Origin of the sequence: Bradyrhizobium sp. HKCCYLRH2047 (assembly GCF_051168175.1) — a bacterium.
GTDB lineage: Bacteria > Pseudomonadota > Alphaproteobacteria > Rhizobiales > Xanthobacteraceae > Bradyrhizobium.
In genome coordinates this window covers 61,099-80,422 of sequence record NZ_JBNPUM010000009.1, presented here as the reverse complement: position 1 = coordinate 80,422, position 19,324 = coordinate 61,099, and the positions used below count along the sequence as shown (strand labels likewise).

General features: G+C 66.5%; 16 protein-coding genes. 9 read left to right on the top strand and 7 right to left on the bottom strand.

The genetic code is table 11. The annotated features are described in order from the left end of the window. Positions 1-2: 2 nt before the first annotated feature. Positions 3-1,676, bottom strand: coding sequence for a gamma-glutamyltransferase (gene ggt, locus ACQR1D_RS21725; RefSeq protein ID WP_434838628.1), 1,674 nt, complete (start codon positions 1,674-1,676; stop codon positions 3-5). A gap of 217 nt (positions 1,677-1,893) precedes the next feature. Between ggt and ACQR1D_RS21720 the strand changes: the two genes are divergently transcribed. Next, positions 1,894-3,387: an amidohydrolase family protein gene (locus ACQR1D_RS21720; protein ID WP_434838629.1), complete on the top strand. Its 1,494-nt coding sequence runs from the start codon at positions 1,894-1,896 to the stop codon at positions 3,385-3,387. Continuing rightward, positions 3,384-4,313 carry a CobW family GTP-binding protein gene (locus ACQR1D_RS21715; RefSeq protein ID WP_434838630.1) on the top strand — a complete coding sequence of 310 codons (930 nt, stop codon included), beginning with the start codon at positions 3,384-3,386 and terminating at the stop codon, positions 4,311-4,313. Before ACQR1D_RS21720 ends, ACQR1D_RS21715 begins: the two co-directional genes overlap by 4 nt. A 16-nt stretch (positions 4,314-4,329) precedes the next feature. Here ACQR1D_RS21715 and ACQR1D_RS21710 read toward each other — a convergent pair whose 3' ends face one another. Both ACQR1D_RS21710 and ACQR1D_RS21705 read right to left on the bottom strand, forming a co-directional pair. After that, positions 4,330-5,466, bottom strand: coding sequence for a GGDEF domain-containing protein (locus tag ACQR1D_RS21710; RefSeq protein ID WP_316238115.1), 1,137 nt, complete (start codon positions 5,464-5,466; stop codon positions 4,330-4,332). A gap of 93 nt (positions 5,467-5,559) precedes the next feature. Then, positions 5,560-6,624, bottom strand: a complete 1,065-nt coding sequence (locus tag ACQR1D_RS21705) for a DnaJ domain-containing protein (RefSeq protein WP_434838631.1) — start codon at positions 6,622-6,624, stop codon at positions 5,560-5,562. Positions 6,625-6,753: 129 nt separating this feature from the next. On the opposite strand from ACQR1D_RS21705, the gene ACQR1D_RS21700 reads away from it, so the two are divergent. From ACQR1D_RS21700 to ACQR1D_RS21690, 3 genes are all read left to right on the top strand, one after another. Continuing rightward, positions 6,754-6,921, top strand: a complete 168-nt coding sequence (locus ACQR1D_RS21700) for a hypothetical protein (RefSeq protein WP_315804823.1) — start codon at positions 6,754-6,756, stop codon at positions 6,919-6,921. Between the two features lie 183 nt (positions 6,922-7,104). After that, the gene (locus ACQR1D_RS21695) at positions 7,105-7,980 is read left to right on the top strand and encodes a dihydrodipicolinate synthase family protein (RefSeq protein WP_434838632.1); all 876 of its coding nucleotides are present in this window, start codon (positions 7,105-7,107) and stop codon (positions 7,978-7,980) included. A 216-nt stretch (positions 7,981-8,196) separates the two neighbouring features. Next, a complete protein-coding gene (locus ACQR1D_RS21690; RefSeq protein WP_434838633.1) occupies positions 8,197-10,530 on the top strand; it encodes a xanthine dehydrogenase family protein molybdopterin-binding subunit in 2,334 nt (777 codons plus the stop codon). Positions 10,531-10,616: 86 nt separating this feature from the next. Here the strand turns inward: ACQR1D_RS21690 and ACQR1D_RS21685 are convergent, their stop codons facing one another. The 4 genes from ACQR1D_RS21685 to ACQR1D_RS21670 form a co-directional block, all read right to left on the bottom strand. Then, positions 10,617-11,702, bottom strand: a complete 1,086-nt coding sequence (locus tag ACQR1D_RS21685) for a tetratricopeptide repeat protein (protein ID WP_316177388.1) — start codon at positions 11,700-11,702, stop codon at positions 10,617-10,619. 8 nt (positions 11,703-11,710) lie between these two features. After that, positions 11,711-12,883 (bottom strand): tetratricopeptide repeat protein, encoded by a 1,173-nt coding sequence (locus ACQR1D_RS21680; protein ID WP_434838634.1) that lies wholly within the window; start codon positions 12,881-12,883, stop codon positions 11,711-11,713. 72 nt (positions 12,884-12,955) lie between these two features. Continuing rightward, positions 12,956-14,332: a sensor histidine kinase gene (locus ACQR1D_RS21675; RefSeq protein ID WP_434838635.1), complete on the bottom strand. Its 1,377-nt coding sequence runs from the start codon at positions 14,330-14,332 to the stop codon at positions 12,956-12,958. Next, entirely contained in the window at positions 14,307-14,972 is a 666-nt protein-coding gene (locus tag ACQR1D_RS21670) for a response regulator (protein WP_434838636.1), read from the bottom strand. Before ACQR1D_RS21670 ends, ACQR1D_RS21675 begins: the two co-directional genes overlap by 26 nt. Before the next feature lie 117 nt (positions 14,973-15,089). Here ACQR1D_RS21670 and ACQR1D_RS21665 point away from each other — a divergent pair, with 117 nt between their 5' ends. The 4 genes from ACQR1D_RS21665 to ACQR1D_RS21650 all read left to right on the top strand — a co-directional run bounded on the left by ACQR1D_RS21665 (position 15,090) and on the right by ACQR1D_RS21650 (position 19,120). Beyond that, positions 15,090-15,869 carry an ABC transporter ATP-binding protein gene (locus ACQR1D_RS21665; RefSeq protein WP_315796993.1) on the top strand — a complete coding sequence of 260 codons (780 nt, stop codon included), beginning with the start codon at positions 15,090-15,092 and terminating at the stop codon, positions 15,867-15,869. A gap of 16 nt (positions 15,870-15,885) precedes the next feature. Beyond that, positions 15,886-16,752, top strand: coding sequence for an ABC transporter permease (locus ACQR1D_RS21660; protein WP_315804830.1), 867 nt, complete (start codon positions 15,886-15,888; stop codon positions 16,750-16,752). A 40-nt stretch (positions 16,753-16,792) separates the two neighbouring features. Beyond that, positions 16,793-17,806 carry an ABC transporter substrate-binding protein gene (locus ACQR1D_RS21655; protein WP_316216543.1) on the top strand — a complete coding sequence of 338 codons (1,014 nt, stop codon included), beginning with the start codon at positions 16,793-16,795 and terminating at the stop codon, positions 17,804-17,806. A 156-nt stretch (positions 17,807-17,962) separates the two neighbouring features. Further along, on the top strand, positions 17,963-19,120 hold the full coding sequence (locus ACQR1D_RS21650) for an IS481 family transposase (protein WP_316216558.1): 1,158 nt from the start codon (positions 17,963-17,965) through the stop codon (positions 19,118-19,120). Positions 19,121-19,324: the final 204 nt, after the last annotated feature.

Sequence of the window (19,324 nt, the reverse complement as noted above, 5' to 3'; positions counted from 1 at the left end):
GCTCACGCGATGGCGAAGCGGAGCCCGGCGCGGGCGCGCCCGCCGGAGATCGCGATCGGCGTGCCGTCGGCGCGCCAGCACGCGGCACCCGTCAGCGTGCCGTCGTCGCCGAACGCGATCGCGTTCATGCCGCCGGCCACGACCGGCTCGCGCTTGATCTCGTGGCCGCGTCCGGCGAGCTCCCGCGCCACATGGTCGGGGAAAGCCGGCTCCAGCTCGAGCGCGCCGCCCTGCGTCCACAGCCGCGGCGCCTCGACCGCCTCCTGCAACGACATGCCGTGGTCGATCAGGTTGACCAGCGCCTGGAAGGCCGAAGGAAAGATGCGCAAGCCCCCGGGCAGGCCGAGCGCATAGCGCAGGCGGCCGTCGCGCAGCGCCATCATCGGCGCCATCGAGGTGAAGACGCGCTTGCCCGGCTGGATCGACAGCGCGCGGCCCGGATGCGGATCGAAATTGTACATGTAGTTGTTGGCGGTCATGCCGGTGCCCGGGATCTGTACGCAGGCGCCGAACAGGCCGTTGATGGTCTGGGTCGCCGCGACGACGTTGCCCGCGGCATCGGCGACCGTGACATGGGTGGTGTTGGCGGACTCCGTCGGCGCAAGCCCAGGACCGAAGCTCCGTGCCCGGCGCATGTCGATCTCTGCCCGCCGCTCGGCGGCATAGGTCTTGGATGTCAGGCGCGCGACCGGCACGTCGACGAATGCAGGATCGGCGGTGGCGACCGCCCGATCGGCGAAGGCGATCTTCAGCGCTTCGGCGAGCAGATGGGCGCCGTCGGCCGAGCCGAAGCCGAGCCCGCCGACGTCGAAGCCCTCGAGGATGTTCAGCATCTGCACGATGTGCACGCCGCCGGACGAGGGCGGCGGGGGGCCGATGATCTCATGGCCGCGATAGAGCCCGCGGATCGGCGCGCGCTCGATCACCGCGTAGGCGGCGAGGTCGGCCGCATCGATCAGGCCGCCACTTTGGGCCATGTAGTTGGCCAGCGCGATCCCGAGCGGACCGCCGTAGAGAGCGTCCGGACCGTGCTCCGCGATCAGCCGCAGCGAGCGGGCATAGTCGGCCTGGATCACGCGGGCGCCGGGCCTGACCGGCGTGCCGTCCGGCAGGAACAGCGCGGCGAGATGCGGATCGCGCGCGAGGTCGTCCGCGACCAGCCGCACGCAATCGTTGAGATAGGGACTGGCGATGAAGCCGTGCTCGGCGAGCCGGATCGCCGGCGCCATCACCTCGGCCAGCGGCAGCCGGCCGAAGCGCGACAGGGCCTCGCACCATCCCTTCAGCGCACCGGGCACGGCGACCGCGAGCGCGCCTGCGACATTGCGGCGGCCGCGCGTCTCGCGCGCCAGCGCGATCTCGTCGGAGACCGGATCATACATTCCTGGCGTGGCGCGCCGCGGCGCGGTGCTCAATCCGTCGAGCACGATGTGCCGTCCATCCGCAAGTCGGATGTGCGACAGGCCGCCGCCCAGAATGCCGACCATCATCGGCTCGACCACCGTCAGCGCGAACAGTGCGGCGACCGCGGCATCGATCGCGTTGCCGTCGCGCATCAGCATCTCGGCGCCGGCGCTGGAGGCGAGCGGATGGTTGGTGACGACCATCCCGCGCGCGCCGGTCGCCGGCTGCTTCTCGCAGGTGAAGTCGGCGATGCGCCGTGTGGGCGAATCCATTCGGGTCTCCTCTGTCGAACGGCGGATGCCGAGAGGTCGTTGTTCGCAATCCTGACCGATCGCTTGCGCAAGGGGAAGAGCGGGGGCGGCAGTTCGACGAACTGATAAGTGCGCCACGCATGGCTCGGAGAGAATCGATCTCTCCCGCCGCGTTCTCATCGTCGCGCATCTGTGTTAGGGCTTTCAGCAGTTCCACTTCGCGAGCCCAGCTGATTTCATGCCTCACTACGATCTGATCATTCGCGGCGGTCGCGTGCTCGACCCGGAAACGAAGCTCGACGCCACGGCCGATGTCGCCATCAAGGATGGCGCAATCGCTGCCGTGGGCGATGTCGGCGGGGCTGCCGATCAGGTGGTCGATGCGGCCGGCCTCGCCGTCGTACCCGGCTTCATCGATCTGCACGCCCACGGCCAGTCGCTGCCGGCGGACCGCATGCAGGCGTTCGACGGCGTCACCACGACGCTCGAGCTCGAGATCGGCGTGATGCCGGTGGCGCGCTGGTATGACGAGCAGGCGGCGATCGGCCGCCTTCTGAATTACGGCGCAGCGTCGGGCTGGGTGTTCGCGCGCATCGCGACGATGACGACCCAGCAGACCGCGTCCAACATCGCCGGCATGGGCGAGGCGATGCGCGACAAGCGATGGGTCGAGGAGGTCGCGACCGCGGCCGAGACCGCCGAGATCGTCGAGCGCACCCGGCAGGGTCTGGAGCAGGGCGGACTCGGCATCGCCTTCCCGAACGCCTACGCGCCCGGCACCGGCATGAAGGAGCTGTCGGAGCTGTGCAGCCTGGCGGCCAGGCACGATGTGCCGACCTACACGCACATCGCCTACATGTCGAACGTCGATCCGCGCAGCTCGGTCGATGCCTACACGCGGCTGATCGGGCTGGCCGGCTCGACCGGCGCCCACATGCACATCTGCCATTTCAACAGCACGAGCCTGCAGGATGTCGAGCGCTGCGCCGAACTGGTGCAGACCGCGCAGAAGCAGGGCCTGAAGGTCACGACTGAAGCCTATCCCTACGGCACCGGCTCGACCGTGGTTGGCGCCGGCTTCTTCGCCGACCCCGCGTTCTGCCAGCGCATGGGCACCGGCTATGACGCTATCGAGATGGTGGCCGAGCGCCACCGGCTCGGCAGCCGCGACGAATTGCTCGCGCGGCAGCAGGACGATCCTGGCGCATTGGTGCTGATCCATTTCCTCGATGTCGCCGTCAACCAGCGCCACCGCGACCTGCTCGACGTCTCGGTGCTGTTTCCGGGCGGCGCCATCGCTTCCGATGCAATGCCGTGGATCCTGTCCAACGGCACCGACTACACCGGCGACGCCTGGCCGCTGCCGGATGACGCGGTGTCGCATCCGCGCTCATCGGCGACGTTCACCAAATTCCTGCGCGAATGGGTGCTGGACCGCAGGGCGGTGCCGCTGATGGAGGGCCTCGCCAAGTGCACGCTGATTCCGGCCCGGATTCTGGAACCGTCGACGCCCGCGATGCGCAAGAAGGGACGGCTGCAGGCCGGCTGCGACGCCGACATCGCGGTGCTCGATCTCGTGGGCCTTCGTGACCGCGCCGACTTCCTCAACATGAACCGGCCGTCCGAGGGCGTGAGGCATCTGCTTGTCAATGGCCGCGCGGTCATCGCCAATGGCGAGCTCGTTCGCGACGTCAGGCCGGGACAGGCCGTGCGCCGTCCGGTCCTGTCATGAACGTCCCGGTCCTGCTGGTTGCCGGCTCGCTCGGCGCCGGCAAGACGACCCTGCTCAATCATCTGCTCGCCAATCCGGGCGGGCGACGCATCGCCGCCGTTGTCAACGACTTCGGCGCGGTCGACATCGACGCGCAACTGCTCGGCACCGTCACCGAAGGCGTGATCAGCCTCAAGAACGGCTGCATCTGCTGCTCGCTGCAGGGCGACCTGCTGCGCACGCTGTCCTCCGTCATCAAGCGCGATCCGCCACCCGATGCGATCGTGATCGAAACATCGGGCATCTCCGATCCCGCCGAGATCATCCGCAGCCTGATGGATCCCGTGATCTTCAGGGTCGCGCCGCTCGAGACCGTGGTCACGCTGGTCGATCCGCAGCGGCTGCGCGATGATCCCGGGATCGCGCAGGACGCGCTGTGGCGCTCGCAACTGCGCGCCGCCGATTTCGTGCTGCTGACCAAGGCCGATCTGCTCGACCGCGCCGCGCTCGATGCGGTTCGCGGCGTCGTCGGCGGCATCAAGCCGCAATCGGCGATCTTCGAGATATCGCATGGCGTCGTCGCGCCGGACCTGCTGTTCAGCCGCGACATTCGCGCGCCGCGAGAGCTACCCAAGCAGGGGCCGACGATGTCGCAACCTTTCGCAACCCTCACCTGGACCTCCCGTGCTCCGCTGTCGCTGGCCCGCTTCCAGCAGGTGATCGGAAAGCTCGCGCCGCGCACCCTGCGCATCAAGGGCATCCTGCTGTTCACCGACCATCCGGGACAGCCGATCCTGTTTCAGTCGGTGGCGACGCGTGGCACCTTGGCGCCGTCGCCGGTGTCGCCCGCCGATGGCCTCACGGCGCAGCTCGTGCTGATCGGACGCGAAGGTGAGCTCGACGCCGGGGAGATCGACGCGCTGCTGCACGAGGTGATCGTCGCCTGAGATCGAAGGCCGCGCGTCAGCCCGCCTGCCGCAACGCGCCGTCCGCAGCTTCGGCCCAGGTGCAGCAGCCGCCCCCGGCGCGCTTGGCGGCGTAGAGTGCGCTGTCGACCTGGCGCAGAACCTCGTCCATGGACTCGTCCGTGAGCGGCCGGTCGTTCACCAGCAGGCCGGCGCTGGCGCCGATCACCACGGGAATGTCGGACAGCAGGAACGGCATCGACAGCGAGCGGACCGCCTCGCGCGCGAGCGCCAGCGCCTCGTCGCGTCCGTCCGCGCCGCTCGCCACCGGCTTCAGCAGCATGAACTCATCGCCGCCGAAGCGCGCGGCGAGACCGCCCCGGCCGACACAGCTCGACAGCCGGGCTGCGACCTGACGCAGCAGGTCGTCGCCGGCGTGGTGACCGTGGCGGTCGTTGACGGGCTTGAAGCCATCGAGATCGATGGCAACGATCGCGACAGTCCCGGTCGTGCGTTCAAGCGCAGCCAGGAAGGCCGCCCGGTTGGGCAGGTCGGTCAGGAAATCATGGTTGGCCTGGCGGGCCAGCGCGTGCTTGGCCTCGAGCCGCTCGATGAACGCGGTGCTGAGATGGCGCGAGGCTTCGCGGATCGAGAACCAGAACAGCACCAGCAGGACGGCCCCGAGCTGATAGGGCAGCTCCGGGCGCATCAACCCGGCGACGAGCGTCGGGGCGAGCAGCACGGCGGTTGTCGTCAGCACGACCCACGGGCGGATCGCCGCGCGCGACACCATGCCGACGCAATAGGACATCGACAGGCCGAAGGCGATCCATGCGCCCGGAGCATCGTTGAGCTGGAACGCGCGGAAGGTGAGAGCGCCGAGCGCAAGGCCGAAGGCGGCGGCGCCCGCGGCGTACACCTTCTCCCACAGGATCACGTCGCGATCGGACAGGCGTCCCGCATATTGTTTGTAGCGCAGCAGGCTGACCACGCGACCGATGGCGTTGACGATGATCGCGAATGAGATCGCGATGTAGCCGGGATCGCCGTGCAGGACCGCAAGCGTGACCGAGCCGGTGATGGCGGCCGCGTTGATCGACATGACCTGCGGCAGAGACGTGTACAGCAGATCGACGAGCTCGCGCCGGATCGCCGGGTTCGGATGGATGAATCTGGAAAGCAGCCCATGTCCCATGGGACCACCATGGGACACCTTTCCTAACAGTTGATGGGCGCGAACGATTCGCGCGACGAAGGTTCGGAGTTACCTTAAATCTTCGTCAATCGCTCAGGGCGCGCGGCTGGGGTCGCTGGTTGGATAGACCGGCGTCGCCGTCGACATCCGCGAGGGCATCGGCGCCGCCGCTGCCACTCTCGGCGATTCTGCCTTCGGCGTTTCCGCCTTGATGTCGGATTTTGGCGGGTCGAGCTTCAGCGGCCGCAGCGGCTGACGCTTCGCCATCGCGTCCAGCACGGCGCGGTTCGTCTTCTCGATGCGCTTTGCGGCCGCGACGTCGGCAAAGGCGCGGTCGAATTTGCGCATGCGATAGAACACGATGCCGCGGTCGATATAGGCCTCATGGTAGCGGGGATCGAGCTGGATCGCCGCGTCGAGATCGGCCAGCGCCGCCGCGAAATCGCCCTTCTGGAACGCGGCCATGCCACGATCGTGATGGGCCTGGGCCTCGTTCGAGGCCGTACCCCCGGCGAGCATGGCATCTGCTCCGCATGGTGCGGTGGCGCCTGCCGCACAGGGCGCGCGATCCTGCTCGGCCGAATAGACCACGTCGACCTTGCTGGCCCGCAGCGGCAGTGGCTCGGTGGACGCCGCGTTGTTGCTGCCCGATGCGTTTCCGACCGTTGTGCCGGCAGCCGCCTCGTTGCCTGCGGCCGCGTCGACGGCCGTCGCCGCATCGGTGGGGCCATCGATCGGCTTGGCGGGAACCTCGTTCGGCTTCACCTTGTTGGTGGCAACCACGATCGGCTCGAGCGGCGCGACGGACGCCGAGGACATGTGCGTGAACAGCAGGTAGCCCGTCAGCGCCAAGGCGGACGCCCCGGCCAGCGCCATCACGCCGGACGCGACCGTGTGAACCCTGGCGACGACCGCGAGCTTGGAATCCTGCCGATGCTCGTCCTGCGCGGCTCCGAGCAGCCGGTCATAGGCCGTGCGCTGCTCCTTGTCGCCGAGAATGTCGTTGGCGCGGATGATCTGTCGAAACCGCAGCGCGGCGTCCGGATCGCCGGGATTGACGTCGGGGTGGCTCTCTTTGACCGCTTTGCGGAAGGCCGCCCGGATATCGTCAGCGTCATCGTCCGGAAGAGCTCCGAGTAAATCGTAAAGCGTCTTCATCGCCGTTCTCGCTGCAGGCTTCCCTCGTCTCCGATCGAAATTCCTACGGCGAATTTACGCTGGAGCACTCGTACTAACTGTTTCCGCTTGGCATGATGGTTGGTCAATCCGGCGGAAAAATGACTGAAAATGGCGAAGTTCGTAGCCATTTTTGCCGTGTTTGACGCCACCGCGTTCGCCCTTCCTCGTCATGGTGCGCGCAATCGCAGATTGAATCGCTGCTTTCTCATCGCCTCTGCCGCCGGACCTTCCTCCATGGTGAAGAAGAAGTTTGAAGCTGGGTTTAACGCGAACTGATCGGCAGGTCAGTTGTGAGCGACAACATGCGATTGCTGTAGCAGTGTGACACCGTTGCACCCGCCCGCGCGAGCCAGGTTCCGCCCGGACGGACGCGTCGCTGGAAGCACTCAGTGCCGAGGGGGCTGCCCGCGATCATGCGCGTGCTTGCGGAGGCGGCGGCCCGGCCGCTATACCCGCCGCATGACTGAATTTCATGGTGTCTTCCCCTACCTGGCCTCGCCGATCGGCGCGGATGGCACGATCCGGACGGAGGTGCTGGGGCGGCTGTGCGATGATCTCATCCATGCCGGCGTGCACGGCCTGACGCCGCTCGGCTCGACCGGCGAGTTCGCCTATCTCGACCGCGCGCAGCGCATGACCGTCGTGGAGACAACCATCGAGGCCGCCCAGGGCCGCGTTCCCGTGATCGCAGGCGTGGCCTCGACTGCGATCGCTGACGCGGTGGCGCAGGCCAAGGCTTACCAGAAGCGCGGCGCAACCGGCATCCTGGCCGTGCTCGAAGCCTACTTCCCGGTCAACGACGCCGGTATCAAGGCGTATTTCCGGGCGATTGCCGATGCCGTCGACATTCCCGTCGTCATCTACACCAATCCCCAGTTCCAGCGCTCCGACCTGTCGCTCGACGTCATCGCTGATCTCGCCGAGCATCCGCGCATCAACTACATCAAGGACGCGTCCACCAACACCGGCCGGCTGTTGTCGATCATCAATCGCTGCGGCGACGCCATCAAGGTGTTCGCGGCGTCCTCGCACATTCCGGCGGCGGTGATGCTGATCGGCGGCAAGGGCTGGATGGCCGGGCCGGCCTGCATCATTCCGCGCCAGAGCGTCGAACTCTACAATCTCTGCAGGGCGTCCTGCTGGGACGATGCGATGCTGCTGCAGAAGAAGCTGTGGCGCGTCAACGAGGCCTTCGCCCGCTTCAACCTCGCGGCCTGCATCAAGGCCGGCCTGTCGATCCAGGGGTACGACGTCGGCGATCCCGTGCCGCCGCAGGCCCCGCTCTCGCCCGAGCAGCGCAAGGTCGTCGAAGAGGTGCTGCGCAGCCTGGCGTGACGCTGGTCGGGCTTGACCCGGCCATCCATCCCAAACGGAAACGGGACTGTGGATGCCCGGGCCTTCGCTGGGTCGAAGCGGTTTCGGCTGCGCAGGCGGGCCAAGCCCGGGCATGACAGTGCGGTATGACGCACCAGCACAATCATGGCTTGGCCAGCGGAACATCGATCCGCTAAAACCCCATGCAATTACATTGAACTGACCAAGGATTCCCGAATGAACATTCTTCCCAACAATATGCGGTTTGGTGCGGGGCAGCCCGTCAAGCGTCTGGAGGACCAGCGGCTGCTGACCGGGAAGGGGCAGTTCATCGACGACAAGGCGGAGGACGGCGCGCTGTGGCTCTACGTGCTGCGCTCCCCGCATGCGCATGCCAGGATCCTGTCGATCGACACCGCCGCCGCCCGCGAGATCGCGGGCGTGCAGGCGATCTACACCGGTGCGGACCTCGTCGCCGACGATGTCGGCACCATTCCGACATTGGCGATCTTCAAGCGTCCCGACGGCAAGCCGATGACGGTGCCGCCGCGCCGCCTGCTCGCCCATGAGGTCGTCCGCTTCACCGGCGAGGCGGTCGCGGCCGTGGTCGCGGCGTCGCGCACGATCGCGCAGGAAGCGGCGGAAGCGATCGTCGTCGACTACGAGGTGCTGCCGGCGGTGACCGATCCGGTCAAGGCGCTCGAGCCGGGTGCGCCCGTCGTCTGGGCCGAGGCGCCGGACAATATCGTTGCCGCGATGAGCTATGGCGATGCCGCCAAGGTGGAAGAGGCCTTCTCCAGCGCCGCGCACAAGGTGTCGCTCGACATTGCCAGCCAGCGCCTGGTGCCCTCGGCGATGGAGCCGCGCTCGACCATTGCCGAGATCGAGAAGAAGACCGGCCGGCTGCTGCTGTACGTGCAGTCGCAGACGCCGGCCTCGACCCGTGACGTGCTGGCGGAAGCCGTGCTGAAGCGGCCGAAGGAAAGTGTGCGCGTGCTGGTCGGCGACATCGGCGGCGGCTTCGGCCAGAAGACCAACCTCTATCCTGAGGACGGCATCGTCGCCTATGCCGCGACCAAGCTCGTCAAGAAGATCCGCTGGCGCGCCGAGCGCACCGACGAGTTCGTCGGCGGCACGCATGGCCGCGACCTCACCTCGACCGCCGAGTTCGCTTTGGACGCCAAGGGCAAGGTGCTGGCCTATCGCGTGCGCTCGATCGGCGCCACCGGCGCCTATTCATCGGGTGCGGCCAACATCATTCCGCTGGTGCTCGGGCCGTTCGTGCAGACCGGTGTCTATGACCTGCCGCTGGTGCATTTCGAGGTGAAGACCGTGATGACGCATACCGCACCGGTCGGTGCCTATCGCGGCGCCGGGCGTCCCGAGGCGGTGTTCATCGTGGAGCGCCTGTTCGACACGGCCGCGCGCCAGATCGGGATCGATCCGCGCGCGATCCGCAAGGCCAACTACATCAAGCCGGCGCAACTGCCCTACACCAACGCCGTCGGCCAGGTCTATGATTCCGGCGCCTTCGCCCACATGCTGGAGCGCGCGTCCAAGCTTGCGGACTGGGACGGCTTCAATGCGCGCAAGCGCGAAGCGAAGAAGCGCGGCATGCTCTACGGCCGCGGCCTCACCTCCTACATCGAATGGACCGGCGGCCGCGCCCACACCGAGAAGGTGTCGCTGCACGCGACCTCCGAGGGCCGCGTCATCCTTCACTCCGGCACCATGGCGATGGGGCAGGGATTGCAGACCACCTACACCCAGATGATCTCCGACACGCTCGGCATCCCGCTCGACAAGATCGACGTGGTGCAGGGCGACACCGATCTCGCCACCGGCTTCGGCAGCGTCGGCTCGCGCTCGCTGTTCGTCGGCGGCACCGCGGTGGCGGTGTCCTCCAACGATCTCATCAGCAAGGCGCGCGAGAAGGCGTCGAACCTCTTGGAGACCGCGGTCGAGGACATCGAGTATCGCGACGGCGTCCTCACCGTCGTCGGCACCGACCGCCGCATCAGCCTGTTCGAGATCGCGCAGAAGGAGCAGGGCGCCAAGCTGTCGGTCGACAGCGAGGGCGAGGTCGATGGTCCGAGCTGGCCGAACGGCACCCATATCTGCGAGGTCGAGATCGATCCGGAGACCGGCATCAGCCGTGTCGTGCGCTACACCACCGTCGACGACGTCGGCGTTGCCGTCAATCCGATGCTGGTGGCCGGCCAGATCCATGGCGGCGTCGCCCAGGGCATCGGCCAGGCGCTGTACGAGAACGTCGCCTACGATGCCGACGGCCAGCTCCTGACCGCGACCTATCAGGACTACTGCATTCCGCGCGCCGACGACGTGCCGCCGATCGTCGTCACGCTCGATGATTCCGCGCCCTGCAAGACCAACCCGCTGGGCGCCAAGGGCTGCGGCGAATCCGGCGCCATCGGCGGCCCGCCCTGCGTCACCAATGGCGTGATGGACGCGCTGTTCGAACTCGGCATCACCAATTTGCAGACGCCGCTGACGCCTGAGAAGGTGTGGGCGGCGATCCGGGACGCGAAGGCAAGGAAGGCTGCGGCGTAAGCATAACTTCACTTCTCAGACCGCCGCATCCGTCTGCCGCTTGCCGGCATTGAGGATGCGGCGGTCAGGCCACCGCAGACGAGATGCTACCCGCGGATGGCGATGCCGCGGCCACATGCACTGTTGATGAAGCAGGCGCGCAGCGCGTCGTCGAGCTGGTCGGACCGTTTGCCGTTCAGAGCGAGGTCCGGAAAGCCATGACCCCGCAGGTAGACCTGCATCTGCAGGATCGCGCGATTGCCGCCCAGCGCGACGATGGTTTCGAGGTCCTGCCTGGCATCCGGCTCTCGTCCGGTGCGGGTGAGGATCAAGGCGCGCTGCACGAACATGTTGACGAGGTCGGGTCGGGCCGGGCCGGGAAGCACCCGCTGTCCGGGCGGACCGAGAACCTTGTTCAGGTCGGCAAGCGCTGCGCTGTCGTCTCCCAGCCCGGCCAGTATCGTCGCCCGCATCTGCAGCGCCTGGAGATCAGACCCCGCCGCGAGGATCGCATCGAGATCCTCCTTGGCGCCAGCCGCCTTGCCGGTCTGCAGCCTGATCTCGGCGCGTGTCATGCGGCTTCGCCGATCGTCGGGCTCGATTGCGATGGCCCGATCGAGATCCGCCTCCGACTGCTCCGGCCGGCCGCTTCGGTTTGCAAGGATGGCCCGGATCCAGAGCGCATCGACCGATGGCGGGTTGCGGACGAGGGCGTCGGTGGCCAACTGAAGCGCGGCCTGATCGTCCTGACCGATGAGGATGAAGGCCATGGTCGCCAGCGCGTCGGCATTCTCAGGGGCGGCCTGCAGCGCCGCCTTCACGTCGCGCGTGGCCTCGGTCAGCTGGGCGGGTATCCTTAGGCGGGCGCGGAGCAGCAGCGCCGGCACGTTGCCGGGCTGCTCGGTAATGGCGGTATCAAGCTCGGCGATCGCCTGCGGCAGCCTGGCGATCTCGGTGAGCTGACGCGCGCGAACGACGCGCTGCTGCGAACGGACATCCGCCGGCAGTGTTGCTGAAACTTCCGGCGGATCACATTCGCCGCGGGCTCTCGCCGGATAGGGCAGCTTGCATGTTCCGAAGCCGAAGGAGCGGATCGGGCCCGCCGTTCCAAGCATGTCTTCGGCGAGAGAGGGCGTGCCCAGCAGCCCGGCGATCAGGATGAGCGGGATGGCGGAGCGAATGCGGGATGTCATCGGAGGACTCACTTGCAGAGCTTGTCGAGCATGCAGGCGCGGATCGCGTCCTTGAAGTCGGGCGTCAGTTCGTCAGGCGCCTGGTTCGAGCGCCAATAGCCGGCGGTGCGCAGCGCCAGAACGGTCCGCTTGAGCACCGACTCTTCGATGCTCACGGCCAGCACCATGTCGTCGAACGCGAGATCGGTCTCGTCGAGTTCCCGATGCATCAGTGCACGCATGCGGAACGCCTCGCCGGATGGCGGATCAATCGCCGCGGCACGATCGAATTCGGCGATCGCCTCGCGGAATTGCTGACGCTTGGCGTGGATGAGCCCGAGGTCGAAGAAGGTCTCATATTGCTCGGACCCGAGCGATTTGGCTTCCTGCAGGTCGGCAAACGCCTCCTGCTCTCGTCCGGGTCTGTAGGTGAGCAAGTGGCCCCGTGCCGTGAGCGACAGGGGAATCCGTTGATAGGTTACGGCAGCGTTCAAGTCCTGCTCTGCACGGTCAAACTGGCCGACTGTCCAGTAAATGCGCGCGCGGTTCTTCAGAGCGACGATGTAGAAGTCGAGCCGGTTACCATAGCCGTCGAAATAGGGCTGCAGATTGATCTCGTCGGGACCGAGCGCAACCAGCGCGTCAGCGGTCTTCAGCGCTTCGTCGAAGCGGCGCAAACGCTGATGACTGTCGCTGCTGAGCAGCAGCGCATACTGGTTTCTCGGCGCGATCGCCAAGGCCATGTCATAATAGCGGATCGCGGAGCGGTCGTCGCCGGCGTCTGCATAGGAGGCGCCGACGCGCCAGATCGCATTCGGATTGGACGGATTGAGCGTCAGGACCTTCTCGATGAGTGAGTGGCTCAGTGTGAGATCGCCGAGACGGGACGCCGTCGTCGCGCGGGACAGCAGCAGTTCTTCATCGGTCGGCATCAGCGCGATGGCGGCATCGTAATCCTTCGCTGCAAAGTCCCACCGCTTCGTGTGATAGTAGCCCGAGCCTCGAACCGAGAGGGCGCGGCCACGCTCGGCCGAGGATGTGTTGGGCTCGGCAAGGATTCGGGAGCAGGCCGCAATGACGATCTCGGGGGAGGTCCTGAGCAGGGACTTCGCGCATTCGCCGTCCTGATCCGCGGCGGTTGCCGGTGCGGTGCATGAGAGACTGGCCGCTGCAACAATTCCTAGAACGGCAAGCCTTACCATGGTGGTTCCCCTGATGCTGGGAACGACATACCGTTGATTTCAGAACGGGCGTGTAATGAAACAACTAAAGGTTTAGCCATGGGGCTGGGGTGGTAGTTCCAGGATCACGCTGAAGTCGCCCGCGCTGCCCGCAAACCGCAGGTTTCCGCCGTGGGCCTCCGCGACGTCCTTGGCGATCGCAAGCCCAAGCCCCGATCCATGCGAGCCGTCGCCCTTCTGAAACGGCGCCAGCAGTCCGGTCTGCGCCTCCTCGGCGATCCCCGGCCCATCATCCCAGACGACGATCGCGACACCCGCCGCCTTCTCCACCCTCACCATCAGCCGCGTCCGCGCGCCATGCGCCAGCGCGTTGTGGATGAGGTTGGCAAGCGCCTCGCGCAGGCTGATGGCGTCGGCGGCGACCACCGCGTTCTCCTCCGACGCCACGAAGCTGACGGAAACCTCCCGATCCAGCGTCAGCGGGACGCTCTGCGACAACACCGATTTCGCCAGCGCGTTGATATCGGTCGCAACGAACCGTGGTGCCTGGGCGCGGTGCTGGATCATGGCGTGATCGAGCAGCTGGCTGGTGAGGCGGGCGAGGTCGGCGATGCGGCCGCGCAGCCGGTCGAGCGCCTTCGGGTCCTCGGTCTGATCGCTCAGCAGCTCGACCTCGGCATCGATGGCCGCGAGCGGCGTGCGCAGCTGGTGCGTGGCGTCGGCGATGAAGCGCTGCATCAGCGCGATGCGCTCGGCGAGGCGCTGCATGAAGCCGTCGATGGCGCCGACCAGCGCGCGCACCTCGCGCGGCGGCGTGATCGCGATCGGGCTGAGATCATCGGGGCGACGCTTGACGATCTCGGCCTCGATCCGCGTCAGCGGCGCGAACACCAGCCGCAGGCAGAGCGCGGTCGCGACCAGCGCCAGCAGGCTCATCGCGGCGATCAGGCCGATCGCCTTCGAGGCAAGATCCCAGGTCAGCGCGTCGCGGGCGCGCAGGGTCTGCGCCAGCACGATCAGGCTCCAGCCGTCGCCAGGCGCGCCGTCGAGCTTGCGCGCCACCGCGGCGATGCGCACGGCCTGGTCGCGATAGACGCCGTCGCGCAGCACCACGCCCTCGCGCAGCGCCCTGGCGGGCGCGGTGACGGCGAGGTCGTCATAGCCGGCGATGACGACGCCGCGCGGATCGGTGACGCGATAGAACACGAGGTCATAGGCCGACAATGTCGCAAACGCCGCCGCCGGCGGATCCAGCGTCACCACGCCGCCCTGCATGTAGATGTTCTCGGCGATCTGCACCGCGCCGCCCGCGAGCAGCTTGTCATAGGCGTCGCGCGCGGCGGTCGCGGCATATTGCCAGGCGGCGAGGCTGAGCACGACGGCGCCGATGGCCAGGATCGCGCCGATCGCGATCAGCAGCCGCGCGCGCAGCGACGCCCTGAGGTCACGAAGCGTGGAGCTGATAGCCAAGGCCGCGCTCGGTCTTGATTTCGACTGACGTCGCCGCCAGCTTGCGCCTGAGACGTGCGACGAACTGCTCGACCGCGTTCGGGCTCGGGTCCTGGTCGAAGCTGAAGAGCTGCTCGACCAGCTCCTCCTTGGCGACGTAGCGACCGGGACGTGCGGCGAGGATTTCCAGCACGGTCAGCTCGCGCCGCGTCAGGTCCAGCGGCTGGCCGGCGACGCTGGCGGTGCGCCCGGCGCGGTCGATCACCAGCGGCCCGAGGGTCAGCAGATTGTCGGACTGGCCGGCTGCCCGGCGCAGCAACGCGCGGGCGCGCGCCTCCAGCTCGCGGTAGTCGAACGGCTTGACCAGATAGTCGTCGGCGCCGAGGTCGAGCGCCCCGATCCGGTCGTCGACTGCCGAGCGTGCCGTCAGCACGAGCACCGGCGTGCGCAGGCCGCGCTTGCGCAGGTGCTTGAGCACGGCAAAGCCGTCCATGTTCGGCAGCATCACGTCGAGCACGATCAAGTCATAGGTCTGCACCTCGATCAGCTCGCTCGCGGTCCGGCCGTCCTTCTCCCAGTCGACGGCGTAGCCGATCCGCTCGAACCGGCTGGTCACGGCGGCGCCGATCTCGGGCGTGTCTTCCACCAGCAGGATGCGCAAGGTCTCGTTGTCCGCTTCGGAGTCAGGTTCGCGTCAGTCTCCTCCTCTATCACTTCGAATAAGGGCGCCGAAGTGCACCAGCGAAATTTCGCACTGCAATATAGAGGAGGGAGGACGATGACCGTCCATCAATCGCCATCTCAGTTCGAGCCGCTGCTCTCGGTCGAGGGCGTGACGCTCCAGTACAAGACGCCGGACACCTTGGTCACGGCGACCTACCGCGTCGATTTCAAGGTCTTCGACTCCGACCGCTTCGTGCTGCTCGGCCCTTCCGGCTGCGGCAAATCCACGCTTCTGAAGGCGATCGGCGGCTACCTGAAGCCGACCGAGGGCCGCATCCGGCTCAAGGGCCACGACGTCAGCGAGCCCGGGCCGGACCGCATGATGGTATTCCAGGAGTTCGACCAGCTGCTGCCGTGGAAGACGGTGCGCGAGAACGTCGTATTCGCGCTGACCGCCAGCGGCCGGCTCGGCACGGCCGAGGCCAACGAGCGGGCGAAGTCCTATATCGACAAGGTCGGTCTCACCAAGTTCATCGACTCCTATCCGCACATGCTCTCCGGCGGCATGAAGCAGCGTGTCGCGATCGCCAGGGGCATGGCGATGGAGCCCGACGTGCTCTTGATGGACGAGCCGTTCGCCGCCTTGGACGCGCTGACCCGGCGCAAGATGCAGGACGAGCTCTTGCAGCTCTGGCAGGACACCCGCTTCACCGTGTTGTTCGTGACGCATTCGATCGAGGAGGCGATCAAGATCGGCTCGCGCATCCTGCTGCTGTCGCCGCATCCCGGCCGCGTCCGCGCCGAGCTCAACAGCGTGCCGCCGGGTACGATGGGTTCGCCCGAGCAGGTCGCGCTCGAAGGGCGCATCAACGACATGCTGTTCGGCCATCACTGAGACGAGGAGAGCATCCATGAGCGAGACGCTGGCGCTGCGCCCCGAAATCGTCAATGCAGACACGCCCCTCGGTGACGTCAAGGTCGAGGCGAGCCTGTCCTGGCTGGAACGCATCTACCGCATCGGTGCGGTCCGCAAGGCCATCATCCTGATGGCGCTCGCCGCGCTGTGGCAGGCCTATGGCCTGTGGCTCGGCAATCCCCTGTTGTTTCCGACCTTCACCGACACGCTCTCAGCCTTCTTCGAGAACATCGGCAACGGTATCATCCCTGCGCGCACCCTGGTGTCGCTGGAGACGCTGCTGATCGGCTACGGCATCGGCATCGCGCTGGCGGCCGTGCTGACCACGATCGCGATCGGCTCGCGGATCGGCGCCGACATGCTGGAGGCGCTGACCTCGATGTTCAACCCGCTGCCGGCGATCGCATTGCTGCCGCTGGCGCTGATCTGGTTCGGCCTCGGCAAGGGCAGTATCATCTTCGTGCTGGTGCATTCGGTGCTGTGGGCGATCGCGCTCAACACCCATTCCGGCTTCCGCTCGGTGTCGAACACCTTGCGCATGGTCGGCCTGAACTACGGCCTGCGCGGGCTGAAGCTGGTGCGCTTCATCCTGATCCCCGCGGCCTTTCCGGCCATCCTCACCGGCCTGAAGGTCGGCTGGGCCTTCGCCTGGCGCACCCTGATCGCGGCCGAGCTGGTGTTCGGCGTGTCCTCCGGCTCGGGCGGGCTCGGCTGGTTCATCTTCGAGAACCGCAACCAGCTGGAGACGGCGAACGTGTTCGCCGGGCTGTTCACCGTGATCTTCATCGGCCTCGTCGTCGAGAACGTCGTGTTCGCCACCATCGAGCGCAAGACGGTGCGGCGCTGGGGCATGCAGCACTGAATTTCGAGTTATAAGCACAACAACAAGGAAGGAGACGACCATGTCCTGGAGCAAATCATTCACGGCCGCCGCGCTCGGCCTCGCCGCGCTGCTCGGCGCCACCGCCGCGCAGGCCGAGGTCAAGGAGATCAGGCTCTCCAAGGGCTACGGCATCCTCTATCTGCCGCTGATCGTGATGGAAGATCAGAAGCTGATGGAGAAGCAGGCCGAGAAGGCCGGGCTCGGTCCGTTCAAGGTGAACTGGCAGATGCTCGACGGCGGCAACATCATCAACGACGCGATGATGGCCGGCTCGCTCGACATCGCCGGCACCGGTGCGCCCGGCTTCATCACGCTGTGGGCCAAGGCCAAGGGCATTCCGGCGGTGGAGGTGGTCGGCGTCAGCGGCCTCAGCTCCACCTCGCTGTGGATGAACACCAACAATCCCGAGATCAAGTCGCTGAAGGATTTCAAGCCGAGCGACAAGATCGCCCTGCCGGGCATCAAGACCTCGCTGTCGGCGGTCATGCTGCAGATGATGGCAGCGCAGGAGTTCGGCAAGGAGAACTACGCCAAGCTCGATCCGATGACCGTCGGCCTGCCGCATCCGGAGGCGCTGGCGGCGCTCACCTCGGGCAAGACCGAGATCACGGCGCATTTCACCTCCCCGCCGTTCTCCTACATCGAGCTGAAGGATTCGAAGATCCGCCGCGTTGCCAATTCCGCCGACGTGCTCGGACGGATGACGATGGACGTGGTGTTCGCGCCCAAGCGCTTCGTCGACGCCAATCCCAAGGTCGTGCAGGCGTTCCTCGACGCGCTCGACGAGGCCTGCACGCTGATCGCCAACGACAAGGCTGCCGCGGCTGAGATCTACGCCCGCACCGCCAAGGTGAAGACCACCAAGGAGGACGTGCTGGAGATGCTGCAGGACAAGGACACCTGGTTCTCCGCGACGCCCGAGGGCGTGCTGAAGATCGCCGAGTTCATGCACGGCGTCGGCTCGATCAAGGTCAAGCCCGCGAGCTGGCAGGACATGTTTGTGACCCAGCTGCGCGACCGCAAGGGCAGTTGAGCGGGAGTTCGGCGAGTCGGTTGCAAGATTGCGTCTCAACTGCCTCCGCCCGTCATTGCGAGCGCAGTGTTCAGCCCGGGGACATGGCTGACAGGTGTTCGGAGACATGGTTGACACCTCAAAATTGGCTCGATTCGTCAAGCAAAGGGGCGAGCGATGCCGTGGCGAGAGGTGTCTGTCATGGACCAGCGACGAGAGTTTGTGATGCTTGCCAAGCAGGAGGGAGCCAACCGGCGGCAGCTGTGTCGGCGGTTCGGCATCAGCCCCCAGACCGGCTACAAATGGATCGAGCGGTCTGACGCCGGCGATACGACGCTGGCGGACCGGTCGCGGCGGCCGCATCGAAGTCCGGAGCGCACCGCAGCTGCGACTGAGCAGCAGATTGTCGCGTTGCGCGATGCTCACCCGGCCTGGGGCGCGCGCAAGCTCGCGCATCGTCTCGATCGCGATGGGCAAGCTGTCCCGGCGATCTCCACCGTGCATAACATCCTGCGCCGCTACGATCGGGTGACGGAGCCTGGCGGCACGCCCGGGCAGCCCTACACGCGGTTCGAGAAGGATGCGCCCAATCAGCTGTGGCAGATGGACTTCAAGGGACACAGTGCGCTGGAGAACGGTGTGTCTTGTCATCCGCTCACCGCGCTGGACGATCACTCGCGCTTTTCCTTGTGCCTGGCGGCCTGCGACAATGAGCGCGGCTCTACGGTCAAAGGACATTTGGAGACGACGTTCCGCCGCTATGGACTGCCGGATGCGATGTTCGTCGACAACGGTGGCCCCTGGGGCTTTACTCTCGAAGACCCCTGGACCGCGTTGACGGTCTGGCTGCTGAAGCTCGGCGTTCGAACGATCCATAGCCGGCCCTATCATCCCCAGAGCCGCGGCAAGAACGAACGCTTCCACCGCAGCCTGAAGGCCGAGGTCTTTGCCTTCAAGCGTTACAGGGACCTTCCCGATGTCCAGCGGGCACTCGACGAATGGCGAGCCGTCTACAATCTCGACCGCCCCCATGAGGCTCTCGACTTCAATGTGCCGGCAAGCCGCTATCGGCCCAGCCAACGCACCATGCCGGATCGCCTTCCGACGGTGGACTACGACGAGGGGGAGATCGTCCGTTCCGTGTCGAGCACGAAGGCCTATGTCAGTTTCGAGGGACGGCTCTGGAAAGTCCCTCAAGCCTTTCGCGGTGAGCGACTCGCTATTCGTCCACTCAGACAAGACGGAAAATTCGGAGTTTTCTTTGCCGCTCATCAGATCGCAGCGATCGATTTGCGTGACCCCAAAAGTGTCAACCATGTCCCCGAACAGGTGTAAGCTATGTCTCCGGGCTAAACAGCAGCGAAGCAATCCAGGGTGGTGGGCGGGACTCTGGATTGCTCGCGCTCGCAATGACGGCGGAGGGTATGTCCTCCAACGCTGCCTGAGCCCCGGAACTTCCCTGAACCGACCCACCGGCCGCCGCGACCCATGTCCGGCGGCCGGCTGCCGTCATTGCGCCGTCGCCAAAGCTGTGCTGTG